The organism is Pseudoxanthomonas sp. USHLN014 (assembly GCF_037153335.1).
Taxonomy (GTDB): domain Bacteria; phylum Pseudomonadota; class Gammaproteobacteria; order Xanthomonadales; family Xanthomonadaceae; genus Pseudoxanthomonas_A; species Pseudoxanthomonas_A winnipegensis.
On sequence record NZ_JBBCKO010000012.1, the window covers coordinates 19,551 to 44,344 of the forward strand.

Sequence of the window (24,794 nt, forward strand, 5' to 3'; positions counted from 1 at the left end):
TGAATAAAAATCGTTCTCATTACAATCACGACCCATTAAGGAATGCGTGCCCGGCCTGGCCCGGGCCGCCTTCCGCCTCACGCGATGCCGTCGCTCCCCGGTTGGTCTTGGGGGCCTGGTCGCGTGTGGCCCCGCACTCCCGTCAGCCGTCGCCAATGGGGGAACCAATCTTCACTTCATTGGAAGCACCGCTGACATGTCGCACATCCGTTCCCGCAAGCACCTTCCGGGCGCCCGCCCGCTGACCGCCGCCGCCCTGGCCACCTCGCTGGCGCTGGCCCTGCCGGGCACCGCCCTGGCGACCGACGGGATCGACGCGCCGGGCGCGTCCGCCGACCAGCAGCGCGACCACGACCGGGACGAGCACGATGGCCAGCGCCATCACCGCGGCGACGCGCGCACCCTGGACAAGATCGACGTGCACGGCTCGCGCATCCAGGCCAAGGCCGTGGCTTCGCCCAAGTTCACCCAGCCGCTGCAGGACACGCCGCAGACCATCCAGGTGATCACCAGCGACCTGTTCAACCAGCAGGGCGCCACCACCCTGACCGAGGCCCTGCGCAACTCGCCCGGCGTGGGCGCGTTCTATGCCGGCGAAAACGGCAGCACCAACACCGGCGACGCCATCTACATGCGCGGCTTCGACAGCTCCAGCAGCATCTTCGTCGACGGCGTGCGCGACCTGGGTTCGATTTCGCGCGATGTGTTCAACATCGATCAGATCGAGGTCGAGAAGGGACCGGCGGGCACCGACAACGGCCGCAGCGCGCCGACCGGCGCGATCAACATGGTCAGCAAGCGCGCCACCCTGCACGATGCGGTCTCCGGCACGCTCTCCGGCGGCACCGACGATCAGCGCCGCGGCACGGCCGACTGGAGCCAGACGCTGGCCGGCGGCCTGGCACTGCGCCTCAACGCGATGTGGCAGGACAGCGATGTGCCCGGCCGCGACCACGTGGAGAACAAGCGCTGGGGCCTGGCGCCCTCGCTGGGCTTCAACCTGGACGGCGCCACGCGCGCATGGCTGAACCTGTACTACGTCAAACAGGAGAACGTGCCGGACGGCTTCGTGCCGACCATCGGCCTGCCGGGCTGGACGCCGCAGCCGGGCCTGGCGCAGCTGGCCGGCCACCCGGTCGATCCGGAGAACTTCTACGGCACGCGCCTGGACCACGACGATGTGGAAGCCAAGCAGGCGACCTTCATCCTCGAGCACGACTTCTCCGACACGCTCAAGCTGACCAACACCGCGCGCTGGGGCGAGACGACGCAGGACTACCTGCTCAGCGCCTTCATGACCACCGGCGGCACGGCGGCCAATCCCCTGGCCGGCAACATCAAGTGGACCAATCCGGGCGACCTGTCCACCTACACGGTCGCGCGCAGCCTGCCGACCTTCAAGGACCAGCGCAACAAGATCATCACCGACCAGCTCAACCTGCGCGCGGACTTCGCCACCGGCGCGGTCGTGCACAACCTGAGCACCGGCCTGGAGCTGACCCGCGAGGAGCAGTTCAACCGCAACTTCGGCACCACCGGCAGCCTGCCGGCGGCCAACCTCTACAACCCGGACTGGAATGCCGTCGGCACGCTGGCCTGGTACCACAACGGCACCGGCAGCTACGGCAAGACCGACACCGCCTCGGTGTACGCGTTCGACACGCTCAAGTTCGGCGAGAACGTCCTGCTGACCGGCGGCGTGCGCTTGGACCATTACAAGACCGAGTACCTGGCCAGCGCCATCTGCAACAACGGCACCGGCCGCAACGCGGTGCCGTGCAACGGCGCGCCGGTCGGCAGCGGCGTGACCACGGTGGACACCGACACCAGCGATACGCTGTTCAACTGGAAGCTCGGCGCGGTCTACAAGGCCGGCGATGCGGTCAGCCTGTACGCCAACTGGGCGCTGTCGCAGCAGCCGCCGGGCGGGGCCAACTTCGCCCTGGCCGCGGCCGACGGCGCGGCCAACAGCATCAACGCCGATCCGCAGAAGGCCAGGACCTTCGAGGTCGGCACCAAGTGGGCCGTGCTGGACAACCTGGCGCTGAATCTGGCGCTGTTCCAGACCGATGTGACCAACGAGATCAACGCCAACGCGCTGGACGAGTTCGGGCATCCGACCCAGACCGGCGAGAAGAAGGTCAAGGGCGTGGAGCTCTCGGCGGTGGGCAACATCACCGACAACTGGAGCGTCTCGGCCGGCTATACCTCCATGTCGACCAAGGTCACCGAGGGCCCGTCGATCAGCGCCGACGGCACGCCCAACCTGAGCTACACCCCGGACGACGCCTTCACCAGCTGGACCAGCTATCGCTTCCCGTTCGGCCTGACCATCGGCGGCGGCGTGCGCTACTCGGGCCAGATGCACCGCGGCAGCGACGGCGCGGTGGGCACGCCCAAGTACGCCAAGTCCTACACGGTGTACGACGCGGTGGTGTCCTACGACGTCTCGCGCAACTTCAGCCTGCGCCTGAACGGCTACAACCTGTTCGACAAGGACTACGTGGCGGCGATCAACAAGAGCGGCTACCGCTACACTCCGGGCACGCCGCGCACCTTCCTGCTCAGCGCGGACTTCCGCTTCTGACGGGCCAGGCCTGACGCCGCTGGTCTGATGGCACAGGACCGCCGGGCGACCGGCACTCCAGCACGGGAAGGCACGCCTTCCCGTGCGTCGTTGTAGGGAATCCTTCCATGCTGCTGCATATCCCACAGATCCTCGATGCGGACCAGGTCCGCCACATGCGGCAGGCGCTGGAAACGGCCGAGTGGACCGACGGCCGCGAGACCGTCGGCGCGCAGGGCGCGAAGGTCAAACGCAACCAGCAGCTGCCCGACGCCTCGCCGCTGCGCGAGCAGCTGGGCCAGCAGGTGCTGGCCGCGCTGGAGCGCAACGCGCTGTACTTCGCCGCCGCCCTGCCCCTGCGCACGCTGCCGCCGCGCTTCAACCGCTACACCGGTGGCGGGGAGTACGGCTTCCACGTCGATGGTTCGGTGATGGCCGTGGATCGCCCGGGGCAGCCGCGCCAGCAGGTGCGCTCGGACCTGTCGTGCACGCTGTTCCTGTGCGAGCCGGACGAATACGACGGCGGCGAGCTGATCATCAGCGACACCTACGGCGAACACGAGGTCAAGCTGCCGGCCGGCGACCTGATCCTGTATCCCTCCAGCAGCCTGCACAAGGTCACCCCGGTCACGCGCGGCGCGCGGCTGGCCTCGTTCTTCTGGGTGCAGAGCATGGTCCGCGACGAAGGCCGGCGCCGGCTGCTGCTGGAGATGGACACCGCCATCCAGCGGCTGACCGCCAGCGGCGGCGATGCGCAGGCGATCGTCCAGCTGACCGGCGTGTATCACAACCTGCTGCGCGGCTGGGCCGAGGTCTGAGTGGACTGCACGCTGGCCGGAAGGTCATCGGCGCGGCGCGGGATTTAATTGAGACCGATTCTCATTCGTGGTGTAATGCCGCGCGCATTTCGCCTCTCCCGCTGCAACGGAACATCCCCACTTGGCCCAGGCCGCCGACCCGCTCTCCACGCAGCAACGCCGCGGCTTCTGGCTGCGCACGCTGCATCAGTGGCACTGGATCAGTTCGGCGATCTGCCTGATCGGCATGCTGCTGTTCGCCGCCACCGGCATCACCCTCAACCACGCGGCCAGCATCGAGGCCAAGCCGCAGATCGTGCATCGCAGCGCCACCCTGCCGCCGGCGCTGCGCCAGGCCCTGGGCACGCGCGAGGACGGCAATGCGCCGCTGCCGCGCGTGGTCGGCGACTGGATCGAAGGCGAGCTGGACATCAGCCTGTCCGGGCGGCAGGGCGAGTGGTCGGCCGATGAGGTCTATGTCTCCCTGCCGCGCCCCGGTGGCGATGCCTGGCTCAGCCTGGACCGCGCCAGCGGCGCGATCGAATACGAATCCACGCGCCGCGGCTGGATCTCGCTGTTCAACGACCTGCACAAGGGCCGCAACGCGGGCACGGCCTGGAGCTGGTTCCTGGATCTGTTCGCGGTGGCCTGCCTGGTGTTCTGCATCACCGGCCTGCTGTTGCTGCAGCTGCATGCCGGCCAGCGCCGCATGACCTGGCCGATGGTCGGCCTGGGGCTGCTGGTGCCGCTGCTGCTGGCGCTGATCTTCATTCACTGACCTTCCCCACAGGACTTGCGTGCCATGACCAAGACCGTCCCGATCACCCTGACCTTCGCGCTCAGCGGCCTGCTGACCGTGCCGGCGTCCGCCGCCACCATGCAGGTCAAGGTCGAGATCCCCAAGCTCAACGTCGCCGAGTACCACCGCCCCTACGTGGCGGTGTACGTGGAAGGCGCCGACGGCAAGGCCGCGTCCAACCTGGCGGTCTGGTACCAGAACACCGACACCAAGGAAGGCCACGGCACCAAGTGGCTGCCCGACCTGCGCCAGTGGTGGCGCAAGTCCGGCCGCAGCCTGGACCTGCCGATCGACGGCGTGACCGGCCCCACCCGCCCGGCCGGTGTGCAGACGCTGGACTTCGCCGGCGGCAGCCCGCAGCTGTCCGGCCTCGCTCCGGGCAGCTACACGCTGGTGGTCGAGGCCGCGCGCGAGGTCGGCGGCCGCGAGCTGCTCAAGATCCCCTTCACCTGGCCGGCCACCGCCACGCAGTCGGGCAAGGCGCAGGGCGCCTCCGAACTGGGCACGGTCTCGCTGACGATCAAGCCCTGATCCCCGATCCGCCGTCGTTCTTCGCACACGCAACCGGAGCATCCCGCATGAAGCGTTCCCTCACCCTGGCGCTGGCCCTGGCCGCCGCCGTCACCTCCTTCTCCGCCGCCGCGCACAAGCAGTGGCTGCTGCCCTCGGGCACGACCTTCTCGGGCAACGATCCGTGGGTGAGCGTGGATGCGGCGGTGTCCAACGACCTGTTCTATTTCGAACACGTGCCGATGCGCTTGGACGATCTGGTGATCACCGCGCCGGACGGCTCGACCGTCAAGCCGGAGAACGCCTCCACCGGCAAGTACCGCAGCGTGTTCGACGTGGAGCTCAAGCAGGAAGGCACCTACCGCATCGCCTCGGTCAGCAACGGACTGTTCGCCAGCTACGAGACCGCCGATGGCCAGCGCAAGCGCTGGCGCGGCGACGCGGCCAAGTTCGCCGCCGAGGTGCCGAAGGACGCCAAGAACCTGCAGGTCTCGCAGATGGCCTCGCGCGTGGAGACCTTCGTCACCCATGGCGCCCCCACCGCCACCGCGCTCAAGCCCAGCGGCGAGGGCCTGGAACTGGTGCCGGTGACCGCGCCCAGCGATCTGGTCGCCGGCGAGGCGGCCAGCTTCAAGCTGGTGCTGGACGGCAAGCCGGCGCCGAACGTGGAGGTCACCGTGATCCGCGGCGGCACCCGCTATCGCAACGCGCAGGAAGAGATCAAGGCCAAGACCGACGCGCAGGGCGCCTTCTCCGTGACCTGGCCGGACGCGGGCATGTACTGGCTCAACGCCAGCAGCGAGGACGACAAGACCTCGCTGCCGCAGGCCAAGCAGCGCCGTCTCAACTACGTGGCGACACTGGAAGTGATGCCGCAGTAAGCCGCGATGGGCGCATGGCGCGGATGCGCCTACGCCCTGTGTGTCCCGAGTCCCCGCCTACGCATGGTTGCCGCCGTCGCCTCTCCCCTCGAACTGGCCCGCCTGGGTGGACAGACCATGGGCACGACCTGGTCGGCGCGCGTGGTGGTCGCGGCCGGCGCCGGCCTGCATCGCCTGCACGATGCGCTGCAGGCGCAGCTGGACCGCGTGGTCGCGCAGATGAGTACCTGGGAGGCGGGCTCGGACCTGAGCCGCTTCAACCGCGCCGCGGCCGGGACCTGGCATACGCTGCCGGCCGAGTTCGCCACGGTGATGGAGGCGGCGCTGCGCATCGCACGCGCCAGCGACGGCGCCTTCGATCCGGCCTGCGGCGCGCTGGTCCAGGCCTGGGGATTCGGCGCCGGCGCGGGCCTGCCTGGCCGCCCCGCCGATCACGCCCTGCAGCAGGTGCGCCAGCGCCCCGGCTGGCGCGACCTGGAATGGCGCGCGCAGGGGGCGCAGCTGCTGCAGCCCGGCGGCGCGCAGCTGGACCTGTCGGCCATCGCCAAGGGCTACGCGGTCGATCTGCTGCTGGACACACTGCACGCGCGCGGCCTGCGCGATGCGCTGGTGGAAGTCGGCGGCGAGCTGGCCGGTCGCGGTCGCAAGCCGGACGGCACGCCCTGGCGCGTGCTGGTCGAGACCGGTGCCGACGAGGACGGCGGCCTGCCGCCGCGCGTGCTGGCGCTCAAGGCCTGCGCGGTGGCGACCTCGGGCGATCGCTGGCACCGCTTCGAACAGGACGGCACGCGCTATTCGCACACCCTCGACCCGCGCCGCGGCCGTCCGGTCGAACAGGCCGCGGCCGCGGTCAGCGTGCTGGCCGCCACGGCGATGGAGGCCGACGCCTGGGCCACCGCGCTGACGGTGATGGGATGGGAGGCAGGACTGGCGTTCGCGCGTGCGCATGGGTTGGCGGCGCGCTTCGTGGTGCGCGGCGCGCACGGCGCCAGCGAGCACATGACGCCGCAGTTCGAGGCCGCGCTGGCGGCATGAGCGCCCTACCGCGTCCTGCGATACCGCGCGCCGCCTGGGGCAATGCCCTGGTGCTCGCGCTGCTGGCGGCGCTGGCGGCGGCGCTGTTCGCCTGGCAGCCGGGCACCTGGTGGCCAGGCGCGCCGCGTCCGTCGCGCTGGCTCTGGGCCGGTGCCAGCCTGGCGGCGTATGTCGGCTTCACCGGCTGGATCCTGTGGCGCACGCGGCGCACGCCGGCCGCGCCGGCCAGCGCCATCGGCACCGACACGGTGCTCGTCGCATATGCGAGTCAGACAGGCTTCGCGCTGCAGCTGGCGCAGCGCACCGCGCAGTCGCTGGAGCAGGCCGGCACGCCGGTGCACCTGCTCGACCTGGCCGCGCTGGATGGCGCGCGGCTGGCCCGCTACCGGCGCGCGCTGTTCGTGGTCAGCACCACCGGCGAAGGCGATCCGCCGGAGCCGGCGCTGGGCTTCGTGCGCGACGTGCTGGCGCGGCCGGCCGCCCTGGCGGACCTGCAGTACGCCGTGCTGGCGTTGGGCGATGCGACCTATGCGCAGTTCTGCGCCTTCGGCCGGCAGCTGGATGCGTGGCTGCGCACGCATGGCGCGCGGCCGCTGTTCGACCGGGTCGAGGTCGACAACGCCGACGAGGCGGCGCTGCGCCACTGGCAGCATCACCTCTCGCTGCTGACCGGCGATGCGGACCTGCGCGACTGGAGCGCGCCGCGTTACCAGGCCTGGACCCTGACCGAGCGCGCGTTGCGCAACCCCGGCAGCGTCGGCGGGCCGGTCTATCACCTGGCCCTGACGCCGCCGGAGCCGATGCCGGACTGGCAGGCCGGCGACCTGGTCGAGATCGGCCCCCGCCATGCACCGGCCACGGTCGCGGCCTGGCTGCATGCACACGGCGTGGACGGCGGCGCGCAGGTGCGCGTGGACGACCAGGACACCGCCCTGGCCGACGCGCTCGCCTCGCGCCAGCTGCCCGACAGCGTAGACCCCGGCATTGGTCCGCAGGCGTTGATCGAGGCGTTGGCGCCGCTGCCGCACCGCGAGTACTCCATCGCCTCGCTGCCCGCCGACGGCGCGCTGCACCTGCTGCTGCGCCGCATGCAGCGCCCCGACGGCAGTCCGGGCCTGGCCAGCGGCTGGCTATGCGATCACGCCCCGATCGGCGCACCGATCGCGCTGCGACTGCGCACCAATCCCAACTTCCATCCGCCCGCGGCGGACGTGCCGCTGATCCTGATCGGCAACGGCACCGGCATCGCCGGCCTGCGCGCGCTGCTCAAGGCCCGCATCGCGCAGGGCGCGCGCCGCAACTGGCTGCTGTTCGGGGAGCGTCAGCGCGACCATGACCTGCATTACCGCGAGGATCTGGTGGTCTGGCAGGACGATGGCTGGCTCGAGCGGGTAGACCTGGCGTTCTCGCGCGACCCGGGCGGACACCATTACGTGCAGGACGCGCTTCGCGCCGCGGGGGAGCCCCTGCAGGCCTGGGTGCGCGACGGCGCGGCGCTCTACGTCTGCGGCAGCCTGGACGGCATGGCCCCGGGCGTGGATGCAGTCCTGCGTGAGACGCTCGGAGATGAGACGGTCGAGTCGCTGCGCCTGCAGGGGCGCTATCGCCGCGACGTCTACTGAGGATCGTCGGACGCGTCGCGCGTGGTGAACTTCACCGCGATCAGCTCACCGCCGCCCTCCAGCGCATAGCGCGTGCGGCCCGGCGCGCCATACAGCAGGGCACTGTCGCCGCTCCACAGCGGCGGCAGGCCGCTGGCCGCGTCGAAACGCGCCTGCCCGCCGATCAGATGGATCGCCCAATGCGTGCGCGCATCGGCGAAGAACAGCATCGGCCCGACCAGCGGCCGCAGCAGCAGCTCGGCCTGCAGCGCCTCCGGGCGCCACATCAGGTTGAAGTCGTGCGTGGGTCCGTCGAGCAGCTCGCCGCGCACCCCGCGTGCGCCGCTGAAGCGCAGCCGGTCGTGCGGCGGGTGCAGGGTGACCTGCTCACCGCCCTCGAAGCACAGCCGCAGGCCCTGGCCGCGCAGCAGCACCAGCTCACGCTCGATGCCCGGGAACGGCGAGAACGGCGCGTCGCGCTCGATCTCGGCGATGGACAGGCGCCAGTCCCAGTCCTGGTCGTCGCGCCCGCCGGTGGCGATCTGGCGCGTCCAGCCGAGCTGGTTGCGCCAGCGTTCGCGGCGGTACTCGTTGGCGGGAATGACGCGACTGGTCGGCATGGCCGCAGGGAGCGTGGACAGGGGCGCCAGTCTAGAGCGTGCGCTGCCTTGGGACTGCAGGCCCTGGCCATTTTCGGCACGCAGAAAAGGAAACCGCCCGGGTGCGTGCGGCGCACCCGGGCGGCGGTACATCCCTGTCGGCATCGTGCCCAGCTTGCTGGCGTCCTGCCCTGCCCTCGTCAACGGGCTACGTCCTTGTCGGCGTCCATGCCTGTCACGCAGCGTCCTGCCCGTCAGACCGAAGCGATGCATCCGGCACCGCTTCGCCCCGTGACCATGCTTGCCTTCTAGCGGCGGGTGACCGGCTTGGCCGGTGCAGCCGCGGCGGAAGGCCTCTTCGGTGCGGCCGCCGAGCGACCCACCTCGATCCGATCGCGATTCTTCTCCACCGTCTTCAGGCCGATGCCCTTGACCATCGCCAGCTCCTCGGCGCTCTTGAACGGGCCGTTGGCCTTGCGGTAGTCGACGATGGCCTGCGCCTTGCTGGCGCCCACGTTCAACAGCGTGGCGTCCAGGGCGGCCGCATCGGCCGTGTTGATGTTGACGCGGCTTTCGGCGGCGAAGGCGCCGGCCGACAAGGCCAGCGACAGGATCAGCGATTTGATCAGGATCGAAACGGGTTTCATGGCGACACTCCTTGTGCGATGAGGATGGTTGTGCCGGGGCGGTTCCCTACGCCTTACCGGTGCAGCCAGTCTCCTCCCTCCTCGCACCGCCACGATATCGGCGCAGCGCCTCCACGGCTGCCGGGCAACACCCCGTCGGCGTGTAGGAAAAGTCCTACCCCCCAGGCCGGCCCGATCGGGTACCGGAAGCGGCGGGGGTACCATAGGCGTTCATTTCAAAGCTTGAGCGCCATGGATACCGCACGCCTTGACCGTTTCGTCGGGCAGCTGTGGGACGCACAGATCGTCCCGCAGCTGGTCGAATACATCCGCATCCCCAACAAGTCGCCGATGTTCGACGCCGACTGGGTCGCCAACGGCCACATGGCCAAGGCCGTGACGCTGATGGAGACGTGGGCGCGCGCGCAGCCCATCGCCGGCCTGCAGGTGGAGGTGATCCAGCTGGAAGGCCGCACGCCGCTGATCTTCCTGGACATCCCGGCCAGCGGCGCGGGGACCGGCGAAGACTGCGTGCTGCTGTACGGCCACCTGGACAAGCAGCCGGAGATGACCGGCTGGGACGAGGACCTGGGGCCCTGGAAGCCGGTGCTCAAGGGCGACAAGCTCTTCGGCCGCGGCGGCGCCGACGACGGCTACGCGATCTACGGCTCGCTGGCGGCGATCATGGCGCTGCAGGAACAAGGCCTGCCGCATGCGCGCTGCGTGATCCTGATCGAGGCCTGCGAGGAGTCGGGCAGCTACGACCTGCCCGCCTACGTCGACCACCTGGCCGAGCGCATCGGCCGGCCCTCGCTGGTGGTGTGCCTGGATTCGGGCTGCGGCAACTACGAGCAGCTGTGGTGCACGACCTCGCTGCGCGGCATGGCCGGCGGCAACTTCACCGTCGAGGTGCTCAGCGAAGGCGTGCACTCGGGCGATGCCTCGGGCATCGTGCCGTCCAGCTTCCGCCTGCTGCGCCAGCTGCTCTCGCGCCTGGAGGACGAGACCACCGGCAGGATCCGCGTGGAGGAACTGTTCGTGGAGATCCCGCCCGAGCGTCTGGAGCAGGCCGGCAAGGTGGCCCAGGTACTGGGCGATGAGGTCTACGACAAGTTCCCGTTCCTGGACGGCATGACGCCGATGTCCGACGACCTGACCGAGCTGGTGCTCAACCGCACCTGGCGCCCGGCGCTGTCGATCACCGGTGCCGACGGCCTGCCGCCGCTGGCCTCGGCCGGCAACGTGCTGCGCCCGCAGACCTCGGTGAAGATCTCCCTGCGCCTGCCGCCCACGTTGGACGGCAAGCGCGCCGGCGAGATCCTGGACGAGGTGCTGTTGCGCGATCCGCCCAATGGCGCCCACGTCGAGCTGAAGCTGGAGAAGTCTTCCACGGGCTGGAACGCGCCGCCGCAGTCGCCGTGGCTGACCCAGGCCATCGAGGACGCCTCGCAGGCGGCCTTCGGCAAGCCGGCGATGTACATGGGCGAAGGCGGCACCATCCCGTTCATGGGCATGCTGGGCGAGAAGTTCCCCGGCGCGCAGTTCATGATCACCGGCGTGCTGGGGCCGCATTCCAACGCGCACGGGCCCAACGAGTTCCTGCACATCCCGATGGGCAAGCGGGTGACGGCCTGCGTGTCGCATGTGCTGGCCGCGCACCACGCCGCCAGCGTGGCCGGCCTGACCAGCGGCACCGCGGCGGTGGCCGGCGGCGAGGCGCACGGCGAGCACGGCTGCTGCTGAGGCGAGGCATGAACGCGGAGGAACGCGCGTCGGCGGCCTGCCCTCCGCCGCCATTTTTCGCCCCAAGTGGCGGTGCTAGGCTGCGCCGATCATCCCCGAGAGCATGCGCATGAGCGGACTGTTCGGCAGCGAGAGCTGGCTCTACATCATCCTGGTCGGCTTCGTGGTCGGCCTGCTGGCACGGCTAATCACGCCCCACAGCGCGCGCATGGGCTGCCTGCTGACCATTGGCCTCGGCATCGTCGGCGCGGTGCTGGCCGGCTGGTTCGGCCGGCAGATGGGCTGGTATGCGGCCGGCGAACCCGCCGGCTTCTTCGGCGCCCTGCTCGGCGCGGTAGTGATCCTGGGGCTGACCAGTCTGTTCACCCGCCGCTGAGTCCACGGCACGGCAGGCCCTGAAAACCAGGAAGGCCATCCTCGCGGATGGCCTTCCTTTTTTCTTCTGAGCCTGTCGCGATCAGCGCTTGCCGTGGCGCGCGTGCATCGCGTGCTCGTGGTCGAGCCAGTTCTCGCCCTTGTTCTTCAGGAAGAAGATGTACACCAGCAGCGAGATGAACATCACCACCGTGGCGTAGATGATGAAGGCGTCCATCTGCTTGGCGCCCTTGGCCCACTGGTACAGCATCGGCGCGGTGCCGCCGAAGACCGAGTTGGCCAGCGCGTAGCCCAGGCCCACGCCCAGGGCGCGGATGTAGGTCGGGAACAGTTCGGCCTTCACCACCGCGTTGATCGAGGTATAGCCGGTGAGGATCACGAAGCCGATCACCAGGATGGCGAAGGCCGCGCCGAACGTGGTCTGCTGCGGCAGCGCGGTGATCAGGTACCAGGTGTAGCAGACGCTGCCCACGCCGAAGAACACCAGCAGACTCTTGCGGCCGATGCGGTCGGACAGCCAGCCGCCGAGCGGCTGCAGCAGCATCAGCACCGTCAGCGCCGCCAGGTTGAGCGTGGTGCCCTTCATGATGTCGTCGCCGGCGAAGGCGGTCTGGATCATCTTCGGGCCGGTCACCGAATAGGTGTAGAAGGCCAGCGTGCCGCCCGCCGTGATCAGGAAGCACAGCAGCAGCGGGCGCCACTGGTTGACGAACAGTTCGCGCAGCGAGCCGGACTTGCGCGCCGCGCCGGACTTGGCGTCCTCGATGGCGGCGCTGGACAGCGACTCGTCCATCGTGCGGCGCAGCCAGAACACCACGATCGCCGACACGCCACCGATGGCGAAGCCCACGCGCCAGCCCCACTCCACCACGTGCTCGCGGGTGAAGAAGGTCAGCAGCAGGAACAGCGTCAGCTGGGCCAGCACATGGCCGCCCACCAGGGTGACGTAATGGAACGAGGACAACAGGCCGCGATGCCCCGGCACGGCCGCCTCGGACATGTAGGTGGCGCTGGCCCCGTATTCACCGCCGGTGGCAAAGCCCTGCAGCAGACGCGCCAGCACCAGGAACACCGCCGCCCACACGCCGATGGTCGCGGCGGTCGGCACGATGGCGATGCCGAACGAGCAGATCGCCATCAGCGTCACCGACAGCGTCAGCGAGGCACGGCGGCCGTGGCGGTCGGCGAAGCGGCCGAAGAACCAGGCGCCGATCGGACGCATCAGGAAGGTCACCGCGAAGATCGCCCACACGTACAGCGTGGCGTTCTTGTCGCCGGCGGAGAAGAACTTGGACTCGAAGTAGGTCGCGAAGACCGAATAGACGTAGACGTCGTACCACTCGACCAGGTTGCCGGCCGAGCCTTTGAGCGTGTTGGAGATCGAGCGTTTCAGGCTGTGGTGGCTCTGCGCCATCGGATCGGCGGTGGTGGCGGTCGGTACGCTCATGCGGGCCTCGCTGTGATGAGGGGGAAATGGATCGCCTTCGCGCCTTGGCGCCGGACGGCTTGGGCCATGCTGACGGCCTGGGCCGTGAGCGCAGCGCGAGGGCAGTCGAACGTTATAAACGCCGAAGGCCCGCCTGTGGGGCGGGCCTTCGACTTATTGGCTATGCCGCAGCGGCGGCTCAGGTGCGGCCGTACTGGTCCTCGAAGCGGACGATGTCGTCCTCGCCCAGGTAGCTGCCGGACTGGACCTCGATCAGCTCCAGCGGCAGGCGGCCGGGATTCTTCAGCCGGTGGGTCACGCCCAGCGGGATATAGGTGCTCTGGTTCTCGGTCAGCAGGATCACCTCGTCACCGCGCGTGACCTCGGCCGTGCCGCTCACCACAATCCAGTGCTCGGCGCGGTGGTGATGCATCTGCAGGCTCAGCGTCGCGCCCGGGTTGACGGTGATGCGCTTGACCTGGAAGCGCGCGCCCATGTCGATCGAGTCGTACGCACCCCAGGGGCGATAGACCTTGCGATGCAGGACCGCCTGGCTGCGCTCGTCGTGCTTGAGCTGGGCCACGACCTTCTTGACGTCCTGCACGCGGTCCTTCTTGGCCACCAGGATCGAATCGTCGGTCTCCACTACCACCACATCGTCCAGGCCGACCAGCGCGACCAGGCTTTCGGCGTAGACGTAGCTGTTGCGCGTGTCCACGGTGATCACGTCGCCCTCGACCGCATTGCCGTTGGCGTCCTTCTCGGTCACGTCCCACAGCGCCGACCACGAGCCGACGTCGTTCCAGCCCACGTCCAGCGGCAGCACCTTGGCGTCGGCGGTCTTCTCCATCACCGCGTAGTCGATCGAATCGGACGGCGAGGCAGTGAAGGCATCCTTGTCCAGGCGAATGAAGTCGCCGTCGCGCTTGGCCTTGGCCAGCGACTCGCGCACCGCCGAGACCATCTGCGGGTTGAACTTCTCCAGCTCCTCGACGTAGCGGCTGGCCTTGAACAGGAACATGCCGCTGTTCCAGTAGTAGCCGCCCTCGGCCAGATACTGGGCCGCGGTGTCCGCGTCGGGCTTCTCGACGAAGCGCAGCACCGGCTGCACGCCCTGGCCGCCGCCGGCCTGGATATAGCCGAAGCCGGTCTCGGCATGGCTGGGCACCACGCCGAAGGTCACCAGCGCGCCGGCCTCGGCGGCCGGGCTGGCCTGCTCGACCGCGTTGCGGAAGGCTTCGGGGTTGGTGATCACATGGTCGGAGGGCAGCACCAGCAGCAGCGGGTCCTGCCCGTCCTCCAGCGCGCACAGCGCCGCGGCGGCGATGGCCGGCGCGGTATTGCGCGCGACCGGCTCGAGCAGGATGCGCGGCTGCGGCGCGCGGATCTCGCGCAGCTGTTCGGCCACCAGGAACCGGTGCCCTTCGTTGGCCACCACCAGCGGCGGCAGCGAGGTCAACGGTTCGACCCGCAGCCAGGTCGCCTGCACCATCGTCTTTTCGTCTCCCAGCGGCAGGAACTGCTTGGGATAGGCTTCGCGCGACAGGGGCCACAGGCGTGTGCCGGAGCCGCCCGACAACAGGACGGGTTGCAGTTTGCTCATGGTGTCAGAGTCTCTTCCGTGGGGGATATCGGGCTCAGTGTACCCTGCGCACCCCGACCTGAATGCGGCACGTTCCATGAACGAGGCGTCCTCGCCTTCGAGCCCACACGCACGCGCGGACCAGCGACTTTCCTGGGCGCGCATCACACTGAATGCGCCCGCTCTGTCACTGCAGCGGGCCAGTGTGGACGCCGGCCAGCGCAGCTATTGGCGCACCCAGGGCGCGGCCGAATCGCTGATCGTGATGGACTCCCCACCCGGGCTGGAGGACGTGCGCCCGTGGCTGTCCTGGCACGCGCTGCTGGAAGACGGCGGCGTGCGCGTGCCGAGAATCCTGGCGCGCGATGTGGACGCCGGCTTCCTGCTGCTGGAAGACCTCGGCCAGCCGACCCTGGCGCAGTTGCTGTCGCGCGATCCGGCGCAGGCCGATGCCTGGTTCGACGCCGCCTTCGACCAGCTGCTGATGCTGCAGGCGATCGCACCGCCGGAAGGCACGGGCGTGTTCGGCGAGGCGCTGCTGCAGCGCGATGCCGGGCTGTTCGAGGAATGGTTCCTGCGCCGGCATCTGGGCATCGAACTGGACTGCGACGCCAGCGACGGCCTGGAGCTGGTCCAGCGCCGCCTGATGGACAACGCCCTGGGCCAGCAGAAGGTGCTGACCCATCGCGACTTCATGCCACGCAATCTGATGCCGGTAATGCCGGGCCCGGCGGTGCTGGATTTCCAGGACTGCGTGCGCGGGCCGGTCGCCTACGACGCGGTGAGCCTGTTCAAGGACGCCTTCCTGAGCTGGCCGCTCGAACGCGTGGACGAGTGGCTGCTGCGCTACCACGCGCGGGCGCTGCAGGTCGGCGTGCCGGTGCCGGCCTCGGCGCAGACCTTCCTGCGCGATGCCGACTGGATGGGCATCCAGCGCCACCTCAAGATCCTCGGCATCTTCTGCCGCCTGCACTACCGCGATGGCAAGTCGCAGTACCTGCCGGACCTGCCGCGCTTCATTACCTATCTTGATCAGGTGCTGCCGCGCCATCCGCAGCTGCAGCCGCTGCAGCAGCTGCTGGACCAGCGCATCCGCCCGGCCCTGGCGGCGCGCAGCGCATGAAGGCGCTGATCTTCTGCGCCGGTCTGGGCGAGCGGATGCGGCCGCTGACCGACCACACACCCAAACCGCTGCTCGAGGTGGGCGGCGCGTCGCTGGTCGTCTGGCATCTGCGCAAGCTGGCCGCGATCGGCGTGACCGACGTCGTCATCAACCTCAGCTGGCTGGCCGACCAGTTCCCGCGCGCGCTGGGCGATGGCAGCGCCTTCGGCGTGCGGATCGCCTTCTCGCACGAAGGCCCGGTCCCGCTGGAGACCGGCGGCGGCATGCTGCACGCGCTGCCACTGCTGGGCGAGGCGCCGTTCCTGGCGGTCAATGGCGATGTGTGGACCGACCTGGACTTCGCCACGCTGCCGCGCGCGCCGGCCGGTGACGCGCATCTGGTGATGATCGACAACCCGCCGCACCATCCGCGCGGCGACTTCTGTTTCAGCGACGGGCATCGCCTGCAGCCGCGCCGCGACGATGCGCAGAACTTCACCTATTCGGGCATCGGCGTGTATCGCCCCGAGATCCTGCGCGACTGGCGCGCGGCGTTCGAAACGGCCGAACCCAATCCCGGACTGGACGCACAGCCGCCCCGCTTCCCGCTGGCGCCCCTGCTGCGCGCGGCGATGGCGCGCGGCATGGTCACCGGGCATCACCATGCCGGACGCTGGACCGACGTGGGCACACCGCAGCGTCTGGCCGAACTGGACGCGCGGCTGCGCGCCGAGGGCGTGGGAGCCGCCACAACGGCGATGGAGCTTTCGAAGTAGCGCCCATCGCCGCCATTGGCCAATGGCCACAACGGCGGCCCCACCTGTAGAGCGGAGGCCGCGACGTGATCGGAGCAGACAGTTGCGCCCACAGGTGTGCTCCAGGCCAAGCGCGACCGCAGGCCCTACTCCTCCGCCAGCACCTGCCGCAGGAAGGGCACGGTCACCCGCCGCTTGGCCGCCAGCGAGGCACGATCCAAGCGTTCGATCAGATCGACCAGCTGCGCCGGTTCGCGCACGGTGCGGGTCAGCATCCAGTCCACCGCCGCGTCCTCCAGCACCAGCCCGCGCCGGGCCGCGCGATCGCGCAGCAGCGCCGCGCGCCCGGCATCGTCCAGCAGGCGCAGCACGATGCGCGCGCACTGCGCCAGGCGCGAGCGCAGGTCGGGCAGGACCAGGCCGATCGCATCGGGCACATCGGCGGCGGTGTAGAGCAGGCCGATGCCGGCCGCACGCGCGCGGTTGTGGAAGTCGAACAGCGCGATCTCATCGGCGCGATCTCCGGCGATGGCCTCCAGCCCGTCCAGCGCCACCAGGGCATGGCGCTCCAAGCCGTCGAGCGCCTGCTGCAGGTGGCCGGCCGCCGCCTTCAGCGGCAGATACGCGGCTTCGCGCCCGCTCTCGCCGGCCGCCGCGCAGGCCGCCAGGGCCAGGTGGGTCTTGCCGGCGCCGTGCGCGGCCGCGACGTAGAGCCAGTCGGCCTCGGGCGCGCGCGCCAGGGCCTGCAGCTGCGCCAGCGCGCCGGCCGGCGCGCCGATGAAGCTTTCGAAGCGCTGATCAGACGGGGTCCGCAGCGCCAGCGGCAACTGCGGCACGCTCATGGCGAGGAGGGATCCTGCGGTGGATGCAGGCCGTCGACCGGTGTGCGCTGTGGATCGAGCAGGATGGTCGGCTGCCCGCCGGCATAGAGCTGGCTGTGGGTATAGCGCTCGTGCGCATAGCGCAGCAGCACATTGGCCACCGCGGCGATCGGCAGCGCCAGCAGCATGCCCAGGAAGCCGAACAGCTGGCCGCAGGCCAGCACGGCGAAGATCACCGCCACCGGGTGCAGGCCAATGCGATCGCCGACCAGCTTGGGCGTCAGCACATAGCTCTCGATCACCTGCCCCACCGCGAATACCACCGACACCAGCACCAGGTGCTTGACGTCGCCGTACTGCATCAGCGCGGCGATCAGGCCCATCGCCACGCCGCTGGTCGGCCCCAGATACGGCACGAAGGTCAGCAGGCCGGCGATCAGGCCGATCAGGATGCCAAGGTCCAGGCCCACCGCCCACAGCCCGGCGCCGTAGAGCACGCCCAGGATGATCATCACCAGCAGCTGGCCCTTGAGGAAGCCGCCCAGCACCTCGCTGGACTCGCCCGCCAGCCGGCTGACCACGCCGATCTGGTTGCGCGGCACCATCGCCGCCACGCGGCCGACGATCAGGTCCCAGTCGCGCAGGAAGAAGAAGGCGATGACCGGGATCAGCACCAGGTTGGCCATCCAGCCGAACAGCGCGAAGCCCGAGCGCGACACATAGCCCCACAGGGTATAGGCCACCCCGCCGGCCCGCTCCCAGTTGCTGCGCAGCAGCCCCCAGATGTGGGTGAAGTCCAGGTATTCGGCCACGCGCACGTTGAAGCGGCCCTCGATCCACGGCAGGGCCACCTGGTAGAACCACTGCTGATAGCGCGGCAGCGACCGCACCAGGATGGAGATCTGGTCCTGGATCGTCGGCACCAGCAGCAACAGCACCACGGTGATGGCCAGCAGCATCACGAAGAACACCACCGTGACCGAGATCCCGCGCGACCAGCCGCGCGCCTCCAGCCGGTCCACCAGCGGATCGCCCATCCAGCCCAGGATCGCCGCGCAGGCGAACGGGGTCAGCACAGGCGAGAGAATCCACAGCAGCCACACCAGGGCGGCCGCCAGCGCCGCCCACTGCAGCCGGCGCAGGAACTGGGCGATGACCTGCAGCGGGTCCTCGATGATCATGGGTGCACCGTCCTGGGCGTCAGCGCGCGGGTCACTTGAGGTAGAACTGCGGCGGATTGCCGTCGCCGCCGACCAGCGGGCCATCCTGGCCGAGCATGCGCTGCAGGCCTTCCACGCCGCTGAGCAGATCCAGGTCCAGCTCAAGCACATCGCCCTGCGCGCGCACCGGCGCGATCCGGCGCACCACCGCCGTCTGCTGCAGCGCCGCCGACAGGCGCACGTAGTCCTCGGCGCTGCGGATGCCGCTGACGAGGATCCGGTAGGTGCCCGGCTGGCCGCCGACGGCCTGCTTGGCATAACGCTTGACCAGCGCATCGGCGGCCACGTCGGCGCCGGTGGCCATGGACTGGCGGGCGTCGGCGTTGTCGCTGGACGAGGTCGCCAGCACCTTGCCGCTGTCCACGAAGGTCCAGTCGGCGACCCAGCCGGACTTGCCGCGGTAGAGCTTGCCGATCAGCTGCATCGGCGGGGCATAGCGGGCCGAGGCGCTCGCCACCGCCGCCGTGTCGCCGCGCCAGATCGCCGCGGCCAACGCGGCCTCGGCCGCGGTGCCCTGCGGCAGGCCCAGGCGGTAGCCGCGGTCCACGGCGCGGTCCAGCACCGAGCGCGCCGCGCCGGACTGCTGCACGCCGACCAGGCGCGGGCCCGAGCCGTCGTCGATGGCCAGCCACAGCACCGGCTTGGCGCGCGGCTGCGGCCAGACCGGCAGGCCGAGCACGCTGGCCAGCACGTCGACCTTCTGCGGGTCGAAGCGGGCGATCAGGGTGGTGCGGAAGGACGGCGCGCCGGTGGCCGAGGTGCCCTGGTCCTGGCGGTAGTCGTAGCTGTCCAGATAATTCTTGGCGTTGCGCAGCTCGGCGGCCACACCGGGGCGCGTGGCGGCGTTGCGGTCGCCGCTGACCTTGCCCAGCACCTGCCCGAGCGCGCGCGCCAGGCCGCCGTTGCGGTCGCCCTCGCTCTGGCTGGGCACGGTGACCTCGGCCTCGTACAGGCCCTGGGCCTTGGCGACGTCGCCCTCGGTGCGCAACGCGTCCTGCGCCACGGCAGGAAGTGCGCAGAAGAGGAGGAGGGCGGCAGCAGCGGCCAGGGCGTGCAAACGGCGCATCGAGCGTCCTAAAGTCAACAGCGAATCGTGCGGATTGTTGCCCGAACAGCCCGCCACCGCCAGCACGCCCCGTTCACGCCGCGCACGCCGAGGGACGCACTTCCCTTAAAATGCGCCCCCGCCTCCCTCAGATCCGGCCGCCTTGTGACCCAGCCCAACCCGCCCGCCGCCACGCCCATGACCTACCGCGACGCGGGGGTGGACATCGACGCCGGCAACGCCGTGGTCGAACGGATCAAGCCCCTGGTCAAGCGCAGCTTCCGGCCCGAGGTGATGGGTGGCCTGGGCGGCTTCGGCGCCCTGTTCGACCTGTCCGGCAAGTACCGCGAGCCGGTGCTGGTCTCGGGCACCGACGGCGTCGGCACCAAGCTCAAGCTGGCACAAGAACTGGGCCGCCACGACACCATCGGCATCGACCTGGTCGGCATGTGCGTCAACGACGTGCTGGTGCAGGGCGCCGAGCCGCTGTTTTTCCTGGACTACTTCGCCACCGGCAAGCTGGACGTGGACACCACCGTGGCCGTGGTCGGCGGCATCGCCAAGGGCTGCGAACTGTCCGGCTGCGCGCTGATCGGCGGTGAGACCGCGGAGATGCCCGACATGTACGCCCCGGGCGAATACGACCTGGCCGGTTTCACCGTCGGCGCGGTCGAGAAGGCCGAGATGCTCGACGGCAGCGCCGTGGGCGAAGGCGACGTGCTGATCGGCCTGGCGTCCTCGGGCGCGCACTCCAACGGCTATTCGCTGATCCGCCGCATCTACGACCGCGCCGGTCGCCCGGCCGAGCTGGATATCGGCGGCGTGCCGCTGATCGATGCGCTGATGGCGCCGACCACCCTGTACGTCAAGCCGGTGCTGGCGCTGCTGCGCAGCCATGGCGCGGGCGCGGGCAAGCCCATCCACGCCATGGCCCACATCACCGGCGGCGGCCTGACCGAGAACATCATCCGCGTCGTGCCCGACGGCCTGGGCCTGGACATCGACGCGAGCGCCTGGCCGCTGCCGCCGCTGTTCCAGTGGCTGCAGCAGGCCGGCGCGGTGGCCGACGCGGAGATGTGGCGCACCTTCAACTGCGGCATCGGCTTCGTGCTGATCGCCGATCCGGCCAGCGCCGCGGCGCTGGAGACCAGCCTGGACCAGGCCGGCATCGGCCACTGGCGCATCGGCCAGGTGGTGGCCGCCGGCGCCGGCGAGCGCGTGCGGATCGGCTGACGGCCCGGCGCTTGCCCTGCCCTCGCTCCGGGCGCCGCGCATGACCCTGCCCCGCATCGCGGTGCTGGCCTCTGGGCGCGGCAGCAACCTGCAGGCGATCCTCGACGCGATCGCGCAAGGTCGGCTGGACGCGCGCCTGGTCGGCGTCTTCTCCGACCGCCCGCAGGCCGGCGCGCTGATGCGCGTGCCGGCGGAGCTGCGCTGGTCGGCCAGGCCGTCCAGTTTCGAGAGCCGTCAGGCCTACGAGCAGGCGCTGGGCGACGCCCTGGCCGCCTCCGGCGCCGACTGGATCGTGTGCGCAGGCTATATGCGCATCCTGGGCGAGGCGCTGATCGCGCGCTTCGCCGGGCGCATGCTCAACATCCACCCCTCCCTGCTGCCGCGCCACCGCGGCCTGCACACCCATGCCGCGGCGCTGGCCGCCGGCGATGCCGAACATGGCTGCAGCGTGCATTTCGTCATTCCCGAGCTGGATGCCGGCAGCCTGATCGCCCAGGCGCGCCTGCCCGTCGAGGCCGGCGACACGCCCGAGAGCCTCGCCTCGCGCGTGCTGGAACTCGAACACCGCCTGCTGCCCGCGGTGCTGCGCCTGGCGGTGGCCGGGCGCCTGTCTGAACGTGATGGCACGACCCACGTCGATGGTCAGCCGCGATTTACGCCGCTGACACTAGATTCCCTCGAACGGCGCATGCCCGACCCCGAAGCGACCCCGTGAAGACCATCCTGCTGACCGGCATCCTGCTGCTCGCCTGTGCCGTGCCCGCAACCCAGGCCCAGCAGGCGCCGGCGACGCCCAACGCAACACCGCCCGCCGCGCCAGCGGCTGCCGACAGCGCCGCGCCGGACGCCCCCCAGCCCTGGACGCTGGCGCCGTTCACCGCCACCTACGAGGCCTGGTACAAGGGCAAGCGCGCCGGCGATGCCACCCTGCAGGTGGTACACCGCGAGGGAAACCAGTGGCGGCTGGATCTGGAGATCCGCGGCGAGCGCGGCGTGGCCAGCCTGCTGCGCCTGAACATCCAGCAGAGCACGGTGTTCGACGTCACCGACACCGGTGCCGGCATCCTGCTGCGGCCGCTGAGCCAGAGCACGGTGCGCAAGGCCGTGTTCGGCGACAAGCAGCAGACCGGCAGCTACGACTGGCGCAGCAATACCGCGCAGTGGGAAGGCAAGGTCGACAAGGATCGGCGCGCGCCGGTGCCGCTGAAGGCCGGCGACATGAGCTCGCTGCTGCTGGACCTGGCGATCATGCGCGACGCCAAGCCGGGCGCGGCGCTGGACTACCGCGTGGTCGACAATGGCCGCGCGCGCCAGTACCAGTACGCGGTCGCCCCGCAGACCGAGATCGTGCAGGTCGGCGAACTCAGCTACGACGCCATGCGCGTGGCCCGCACCAACGGCGGCGACCGCGAACAGATCTTCTGGGTCGCCTCCGGCGTGCCCACCCCCGTGCGCATGCTGCAACGCGACGATGGCGAGGACGCCATCGACCTGCGCCTCATCGATTACCAGGGAGTGCAATGACATGACATCCAACCCGATCCGCCCGCTCAAGGCGCTGGCCGCCATCGCCGTGCTCGCCCTGGCCGCGGCGCCGGCCCTGGCCCTGCAGCCGTTCAACGCCACCTACCAGGCCAGTGCCATGGGCATGCAGGGCAACGGCCAGATGACCCTGGCCGCCCAGGGCGCCGGCAAGTGGAAGTACGACCTGAACGTGCGCAACCAGCTGGTCAACCTGACCCAGTCCACCACCTTCGAGGAGAAGGACGGCCAGTTCCGTCCGCTGTCCTCCAGCGATGCCTCGCTGGTGCTGGTCAAGAGCAAGCAGGTGAAGACCGCCTACGACTGGGCCAGCAAGCAGGCCACCTGGAGCGGCGACATCAAGGACAACCGCCGCGGCCCGGTCGCGCTGGAGCCCGGCGACATGGACGCACTGCTGGTGAACCTGGCCATCGTGCGCGACGTGCACGCCGGCAAGCAGACGCTCAACTACCGCATGCTGGAGAACGGCAAGGCCACGCCGATGAGCTATCAGGTCACCGGCAAGGACACCATCACCATCGCAGGCAAGCAGGTCACCGCGACCAAGGTCAGCCAGACCGAGGGCAAGAAGCAGATGATCGTGTGGGTGGTGCCGGACATGCCGGTGCCGGCGCGCATGCTGCAGCGGGAGAACGGTCAGGACTCCTACGACCTGACCTTGACCTCGTTCAACTGATCCGAAGCGGGAGTTCCTAGCGAACCCGTGGGAGCAGCTGTCTCTCAGATCGAGCGCGGCCTCCTTGTAGAGCGGAGCTTGCTCCGCTAGGGCTTCCCGACGATCCGGCCGAAAGGCAGCGGAGCAAGCTCCGCTCTACAAGTGGGAGCCGCCCTTGTGGCGGCGCCCGCATTTTTTTGGAACGACTAAAGCCGGCGACATCTGCGCGATGCCGCGCATGCCGCCTACTTCTTCGCCTCGCCCGCTTGCGCCGGATGCAGCTCGGTGCGGCATTCGACGCGGATCTGCGTGCCGCTGCTGCGCCACTTGTAGGTGGTGCAGGTGCGATTGCCTTCGGTGGTCTTCTCCGCGACGACCGCGTAATAGGACTGGGCGATCTCCTGGCCGGTGACCTGGCCGTTGCCGTCCCAGTCCATGTCCTTGCTGGAGATGCCGCTCAGACCGGCCGCGCCGATCCAGGCCATCCACGCCACCGCCAGCAGCGCGATCCCCACCAGCGTCAGCAGCGCACGGCGCCGACGCGAGAACACCGGCGTTCCGGTGCGGCGCTTGATCATCGTCATGACGCGCGCCTGATGGTGGCGCCCAGCGCGCCGAGCTTGCCTTCGATGTTCTCGTAGCCGCGATCCAGGTGGTAGATACGGTCGATCGTGGTCTCGCCGCTGGCCACCAGGCCGGCCAGGATCAGCGAGGCCGAGGCGCGCAGGTCGGTGGCCATGACCGGGGCGCCGGACAGCTGGGCGGCGCCGCGCACGATGGCGGTGTGGCCTTCCACGCGGATGTCCGCGCCCAGGCGCAGCAGCTCGTTGACGTGCATGAAGCGGTTTTCGAAGATCGTCTCGTTGATCACGCCCACGCCCTCGGCCACGCAGTTGAGCGCCATGAACTGGGCCTGCATGTCGGTCGGGAACGCCGGGTACGGCGCGGTGGTCAGATCGACCGCCCTGGGCCGCTTGCCCTGCATGTCCAGGGTGATCGTGTCGGCCGTGGTCTCGATGTGCGCCCCGGCCTCGGTGAGCTTGTCCAGCACCGCCTCCAGCGTGTCCGGACGCGCGCTGCGCGCGGTGATCCTGCCGCCGGTCATCGCCGCGGCCACCAGGAAGGTGCCGGTCTCGATGCGGTCCGGCACCACGGCGTGGCGACCGCCGCCGAGGCGCTCGACGCCATGGATGACGATGCGCGAGGTGCCCGCGCCTTCGATCCGCGCGCCCAGCGCGTTGAGGCAGTCGGCCAGGTCGGTGACCTCCGGCTCCATCGCCGCGTTCTCCAGCACCGTGGTGCCTTCGGCCAGCGTGGCGGCGGCCATCACGTTCTCGGTGCCGGTGACGGTGACCATGTCGAACACGAAGCGCGTGCCCTTCAGCCGCGCCGCGCGCGCCTTGATGTAGCCGTTCTCGACGGTGATATGCGCGCCGAGCGCCTGCAGGCCCTTGATGTGCTGATCGACCGGACGCGAGCCGATGGCGCAGCCGCCCGGCAGCGACACCACCGCCGCGCCGTGGCGCGCCACCAGCGGGCCCAGCACCAGGATCGAGGCGCGCATGGTGCGCACCAGCTCGTAAGGAGCCACGAAGCGGTCCACGGTGCTCGGGTCGATGGTGATGCGGCGCCCCGCGCCGTCGCCGCCCTCGTCGATCTCGACCCCGGCGCCGATGCCGCCCAGCAGCTTCACCGTGGTGGCCACATCGTGCAGGTTGGGGACGTTGGTGATCTCCACCGGCGCGTCGGCCAGCAGCGTGGCGCACAGGATGGGCAGCACGGCGTTCTTGGCGCCGGAGATGGTGACTTCGCCGTTGAGCGGCGCGCCACCGGTGACGATGATCTTCTGCATGGAGCTTGGGGATGTCCGAAAGGGAACGC

Annotated in this window: 23 protein-coding genes and 1 pseudogene; 15 read left to right on the forward strand and 9 right to left on the reverse strand. The window is 69.9% G+C overall.

Annotation, left to right across the window (positions count from 1 at the left end; all coding sequences use genetic code 11):
- The first annotated feature begins 196 nt into the window (after positions 1–196).
- The 7 genes from WFQ05_RS18005 to WFQ05_RS18035 all read left to right on the forward strand — a co-directional run bounded on the left by WFQ05_RS18005 (position 197) and on the right by WFQ05_RS18035 (position 8,210).
- Positions 197–2,587 (forward strand): catecholate siderophore receptor Fiu, encoded by a 2,391-nt coding sequence (locus WFQ05_RS18005; RefSeq protein WP_337054804.1) that lies wholly within the window; start codon positions 197–199, stop codon positions 2,585–2,587.
- Positions 2,588–2,694: 107 nt separating this feature from the next.
- The gene (locus WFQ05_RS18010) at positions 2,695–3,384 is read left to right on the forward strand and encodes a Fe2+-dependent dioxygenase (protein ID WP_337054805.1); all 690 of its coding nucleotides are present in this window, start codon (positions 2,695–2,697) and stop codon (positions 3,382–3,384) included.
- 121 nt (positions 3,385–3,505) lie between these two features.
- Positions 3,506–4,141: a PepSY-associated TM helix domain-containing protein gene (locus WFQ05_RS18015; RefSeq protein ID WP_286574899.1), complete on the forward strand. Its 636-nt coding sequence runs from the start codon at positions 3,506–3,508 to the stop codon at positions 4,139–4,141.
- A 24-nt stretch (positions 4,142–4,165) separates the two neighbouring features.
- A complete protein-coding gene (locus tag WFQ05_RS18020) occupies positions 4,166–4,693 on the forward strand; it encodes a DUF2271 domain-containing protein (protein WP_337054806.1) in 528 nt (175 codons plus the stop codon).
- Between the two features lie 47 nt (positions 4,694–4,740).
- A complete protein-coding gene (locus WFQ05_RS18025; RefSeq protein WP_337054807.1) occupies positions 4,741–5,553 on the forward strand; it encodes a DUF4198 domain-containing protein in 813 nt (270 codons plus the stop codon).
- Between the two features lie 63 nt (positions 5,554–5,616).
- Positions 5,617–6,588, forward strand: a complete 972-nt coding sequence (locus WFQ05_RS18030; protein WP_337054808.1) for an FAD:protein FMN transferase — start codon at positions 5,617–5,619, stop codon at positions 6,586–6,588.
- A complete protein-coding gene (locus WFQ05_RS18035) occupies positions 6,585–8,210 on the forward strand; it encodes a sulfite reductase flavoprotein subunit alpha (protein WP_337054809.1) in 1,626 nt (541 codons plus the stop codon). The genes WFQ05_RS18030 and WFQ05_RS18035 overlap by 4 nt, the downstream gene beginning before the upstream one ends.
- Here the strand turns inward: WFQ05_RS18035 and WFQ05_RS18040 are convergent.
- Together WFQ05_RS18040 and WFQ05_RS18045 are read right to left on the reverse strand one after the other, a co-directional pair.
- A complete protein-coding gene (locus WFQ05_RS18040; RefSeq protein ID WP_337054810.1) occupies positions 8,204–8,809 on the reverse strand; it encodes a HutD family protein in 606 nt (201 codons plus the stop codon). The genes WFQ05_RS18035 and WFQ05_RS18040 overlap by 7 nt on opposite strands.
- 287 nt (positions 8,810–9,096) lie before the next feature.
- Complete coding sequence (locus tag WFQ05_RS18045; protein WP_130522970.1) at positions 9,097–9,435, reverse strand: helix-hairpin-helix domain-containing protein; 339 nt, start codon at positions 9,433–9,435, stop codon at positions 9,097–9,099.
- Between the two features lie 231 nt (positions 9,436–9,666).
- Between WFQ05_RS18045 and WFQ05_RS18050 the strand changes: the two genes are divergently transcribed.
- Together WFQ05_RS18050 and WFQ05_RS18055 are read left to right on the forward strand one after the other, a co-directional pair.
- Complete coding sequence (locus WFQ05_RS18050; protein WP_286574906.1) at positions 9,667–11,157, forward strand: M20 family metallopeptidase; 1,491 nt, start codon at positions 9,667–9,669, stop codon at positions 11,155–11,157.
- 109 nt (positions 11,158–11,266) lie between these two features.
- Positions 11,267–11,533, forward strand: coding sequence for a GlsB/YeaQ/YmgE family stress response membrane protein (locus WFQ05_RS18055; protein ID WP_130520958.1), 267 nt, complete (start codon positions 11,267–11,269; stop codon positions 11,531–11,533).
- An 81-nt stretch (positions 11,534–11,614) separates the two neighbouring features.
- Here WFQ05_RS18055 and WFQ05_RS18060 read toward each other — a convergent pair whose 3' ends face one another.
- Positions 11,615–12,979 carry an MFS transporter gene (locus WFQ05_RS18060; RefSeq protein ID WP_130520960.1) on the reverse strand — a complete coding sequence of 455 codons (1,365 nt, stop codon included), beginning with the start codon at positions 12,977–12,979 and terminating at the stop codon, positions 11,615–11,617.
- Positions 12,980–13,157: 178 nt separating this feature from the next.
- Positions 13,158–14,561, reverse strand: a complete 1,404-nt coding sequence (locus WFQ05_RS18065; protein WP_130522973.1) for a mannose-1-phosphate guanylyltransferase/mannose-6-phosphate isomerase — start codon at positions 14,559–14,561, stop codon at positions 13,158–13,160.
- 76 nt (positions 14,562–14,637) lie between these two features.
- Here WFQ05_RS18065 and WFQ05_RS18070 point away from each other — a divergent pair, with 76 nt between their 5' ends.
- Both WFQ05_RS18070 and murU read left to right on the forward strand, forming a co-directional pair.
- On the forward strand, positions 14,638–15,663 hold the full coding sequence (locus tag WFQ05_RS18070) for a phosphotransferase (RefSeq protein ID WP_337054811.1): 1,026 nt from the start codon (positions 14,638–14,640) through the stop codon (positions 15,661–15,663).
- On the forward strand, positions 15,660–16,418 hold the full coding sequence (gene murU / locus WFQ05_RS18075; RefSeq protein ID WP_337054812.1) for an N-acetylmuramate alpha-1-phosphate uridylyltransferase MurU: 759 nt from the start codon (positions 15,660–15,662) through the stop codon (positions 16,416–16,418). Before WFQ05_RS18070 ends, murU begins: the two co-directional genes overlap by 4 nt.
- Positions 16,419–16,543: 125 nt before the next feature.
- On the opposite strand, the gene hda is transcribed toward murU, so the two are convergent.
- The 3 genes and pseudogenes from hda to WFQ05_RS18090 form a co-directional block, all read right to left on the reverse strand.
- Positions 16,544–17,239 carry a DnaA regulatory inactivator Hda gene (hda, locus tag WFQ05_RS18080; RefSeq protein WP_337054813.1) on the reverse strand — a complete coding sequence of 232 codons (696 nt, stop codon included), beginning with the start codon at positions 17,237–17,239 and terminating at the stop codon, positions 16,544–16,546.
- The gene (locus WFQ05_RS18085; RefSeq protein WP_130522976.1) at positions 17,236–18,399 is read right to left on the reverse strand and encodes an AI-2E family transporter; all 1,164 of its coding nucleotides are present in this window, start codon (positions 18,397–18,399) and stop codon (positions 17,236–17,238) included. The genes hda and WFQ05_RS18085 overlap by 4 nt, the downstream gene beginning before the upstream one ends.
- Positions 18,400–18,469: 70 nt before the next feature.
- Positions 18,470–19,504 (reverse strand): annotated as a pseudogene (locus WFQ05_RS18090) (DUF2066 domain-containing protein); the annotation flags it as partial.
- A 177-nt stretch (positions 19,505–19,681) separates the two neighbouring features.
- Between WFQ05_RS18090 and purM the strand changes: the two are divergent.
- The 4 genes from purM to WFQ05_RS18110 are packed head-to-tail and all read left to right on the forward strand — an operon-like array spanning position 19,682 to position 22,934.
- Entirely contained in the window at positions 19,682–20,716 is a 1,035-nt protein-coding gene (gene purM / locus WFQ05_RS18095) for a phosphoribosylformylglycinamidine cyclo-ligase (RefSeq protein WP_130531859.1), read from the forward strand.
- Between the two features lie 40 nt (positions 20,717–20,756).
- Positions 20,757–21,431, forward strand: a complete 675-nt coding sequence (gene purN, locus WFQ05_RS18100) for a phosphoribosylglycinamide formyltransferase (RefSeq protein ID WP_337054814.1) — start codon at positions 20,757–20,759, stop codon at positions 21,429–21,431.
- A complete protein-coding gene (locus tag WFQ05_RS18105) occupies positions 21,428–22,240 on the forward strand; it encodes a DUF3108 domain-containing protein (RefSeq protein ID WP_306991243.1) in 813 nt (270 codons plus the stop codon). Before purN ends, WFQ05_RS18105 begins: the two co-directional genes overlap by 4 nt.
- Position 22,241: 1 nt before the next feature.
- Complete coding sequence (locus WFQ05_RS18110) at positions 22,242–22,934, forward strand: DUF3108 domain-containing protein (protein WP_130522979.1); 693 nt, start codon at positions 22,242–22,244, stop codon at positions 22,932–22,934.
- A gap of 224 nt (positions 22,935–23,158) precedes the next feature.
- Here WFQ05_RS18110 and WFQ05_RS18115 read toward each other — a convergent pair whose 3' ends face one another.
- Both WFQ05_RS18115 and murA read right to left on the reverse strand, forming a co-directional pair.
- Positions 23,159–23,497: a hypothetical protein gene (locus WFQ05_RS18115; protein ID WP_130520979.1), complete on the reverse strand. Its 339-nt coding sequence runs from the start codon at positions 23,495–23,497 to the stop codon at positions 23,159–23,161.
- Entirely contained in the window at positions 23,494–24,765 is a 1,272-nt protein-coding gene (gene murA / locus WFQ05_RS18120) for a UDP-N-acetylglucosamine 1-carboxyvinyltransferase (RefSeq protein ID WP_337054817.1), read from the reverse strand. Before murA ends, WFQ05_RS18115 begins: the two co-directional genes overlap by 4 nt.
- Positions 24,766–24,794 lie beyond the last annotated feature (29 nt).

Coding starts and splice junctions, on each gene's coding strand:
- WFQ05_RS18005 (WP_337054804.1), top strand. CDS start 197: ATGTCGCACATCCGTTCCCGCAAGCACCTTCCGGGCGCCCGCCCGCTG.
- WFQ05_RS18010 (WP_337054805.1), top strand. CDS start 2,695: ATGCTGCTGCATATCCCACAGATCCTCGATGCGGACCAGGTCCGCCAC.
- WFQ05_RS18020 (WP_337054806.1), top strand. CDS start 4,166: ATGACCAAGACCGTCCCGATCACCCTGACCTTCGCGCTCAGCGGCCTG.
- WFQ05_RS18025 (WP_337054807.1), top strand. CDS start 4,741: ATGAAGCGTTCCCTCACCCTGGCGCTGGCCCTGGCCGCCGCCGTCACC.
- WFQ05_RS18030 (WP_337054808.1), top strand. CDS start 5,617: ATGGTTGCCGCCGTCGCCTCTCCCCTCGAACTGGCCCGCCTGGGTGGA.
- WFQ05_RS18035 (WP_337054809.1), top strand. CDS start 6,585: ATGAGCGCCCTACCGCGTCCTGCGATACCGCGCGCCGCCTGGGGCAAT.
- WFQ05_RS18040 (WP_337054810.1), bottom strand. CDS start 8,809: ATGCCGACCAGTCGCGTCATTCCCGCCAACGAGTACCGCCGCGAACGC.
- WFQ05_RS18045 (WP_130522970.1), bottom strand. CDS start 9,435: ATGAAACCCGTTTCGATCCTGATCAAATCGCTGATCCTGTCGCTGGCC.
- WFQ05_RS18050 (WP_286574906.1), top strand. CDS start 9,667: ATGGATACCGCACGCCTTGACCGTTTCGTCGGGCAGCTGTGGGACGCA.
- WFQ05_RS18055 (WP_130520958.1), top strand. CDS start 11,267: ATGAGCGGACTGTTCGGCAGCGAGAGCTGGCTCTACATCATCCTGGTC.
- WFQ05_RS18060 (WP_130520960.1), bottom strand. CDS start 12,979: ATGAGCGTACCGACCGCCACCACCGCCGATCCGATGGCGCAGAGCCAC.
- WFQ05_RS18065 (WP_130522973.1), bottom strand. CDS start 14,561: ATGAGCAAACTGCAACCCGTCCTGTTGTCGGGCGGCTCCGGCACACGC.
- WFQ05_RS18070 (WP_337054811.1), top strand. CDS start 14,638: ATGAACGAGGCGTCCTCGCCTTCGAGCCCACACGCACGCGCGGACCAG.
- murU (WP_337054812.1), top strand. CDS start 15,660: ATGAAGGCGCTGATCTTCTGCGCCGGTCTGGGCGAGCGGATGCGGCCG.
- hda (WP_337054813.1), bottom strand. CDS start 17,239: ATGAGCGTGCCGCAGTTGCCGCTGGCGCTGCGGACCCCGTCTGATCAG.
- WFQ05_RS18085 (WP_130522976.1), bottom strand. CDS start 18,399: ATGATCATCGAGGACCCGCTGCAGGTCATCGCCCAGTTCCTGCGCCGG.
- purM (WP_130531859.1), top strand. CDS start 19,682: ATGACCTACCGCGACGCGGGGGTGGACATCGACGCCGGCAACGCCGTG.
- purN (WP_337054814.1), top strand. CDS start 20,757: ATGACCCTGCCCCGCATCGCGGTGCTGGCCTCTGGGCGCGGCAGCAAC.
- WFQ05_RS18110 (WP_130522979.1), top strand. CDS start 22,242: ATGACATCCAACCCGATCCGCCCGCTCAAGGCGCTGGCCGCCATCGCC.
- WFQ05_RS18115 (WP_130520979.1), bottom strand. CDS start 23,497: ATGACGATGATCAAGCGCCGCACCGGAACGCCGGTGTTCTCGCGTCGG.
- murA (WP_337054817.1), bottom strand. CDS start 24,765: ATGCAGAAGATCATCGTCACCGGTGGCGCGCCGCTCAACGGCGAAGTC.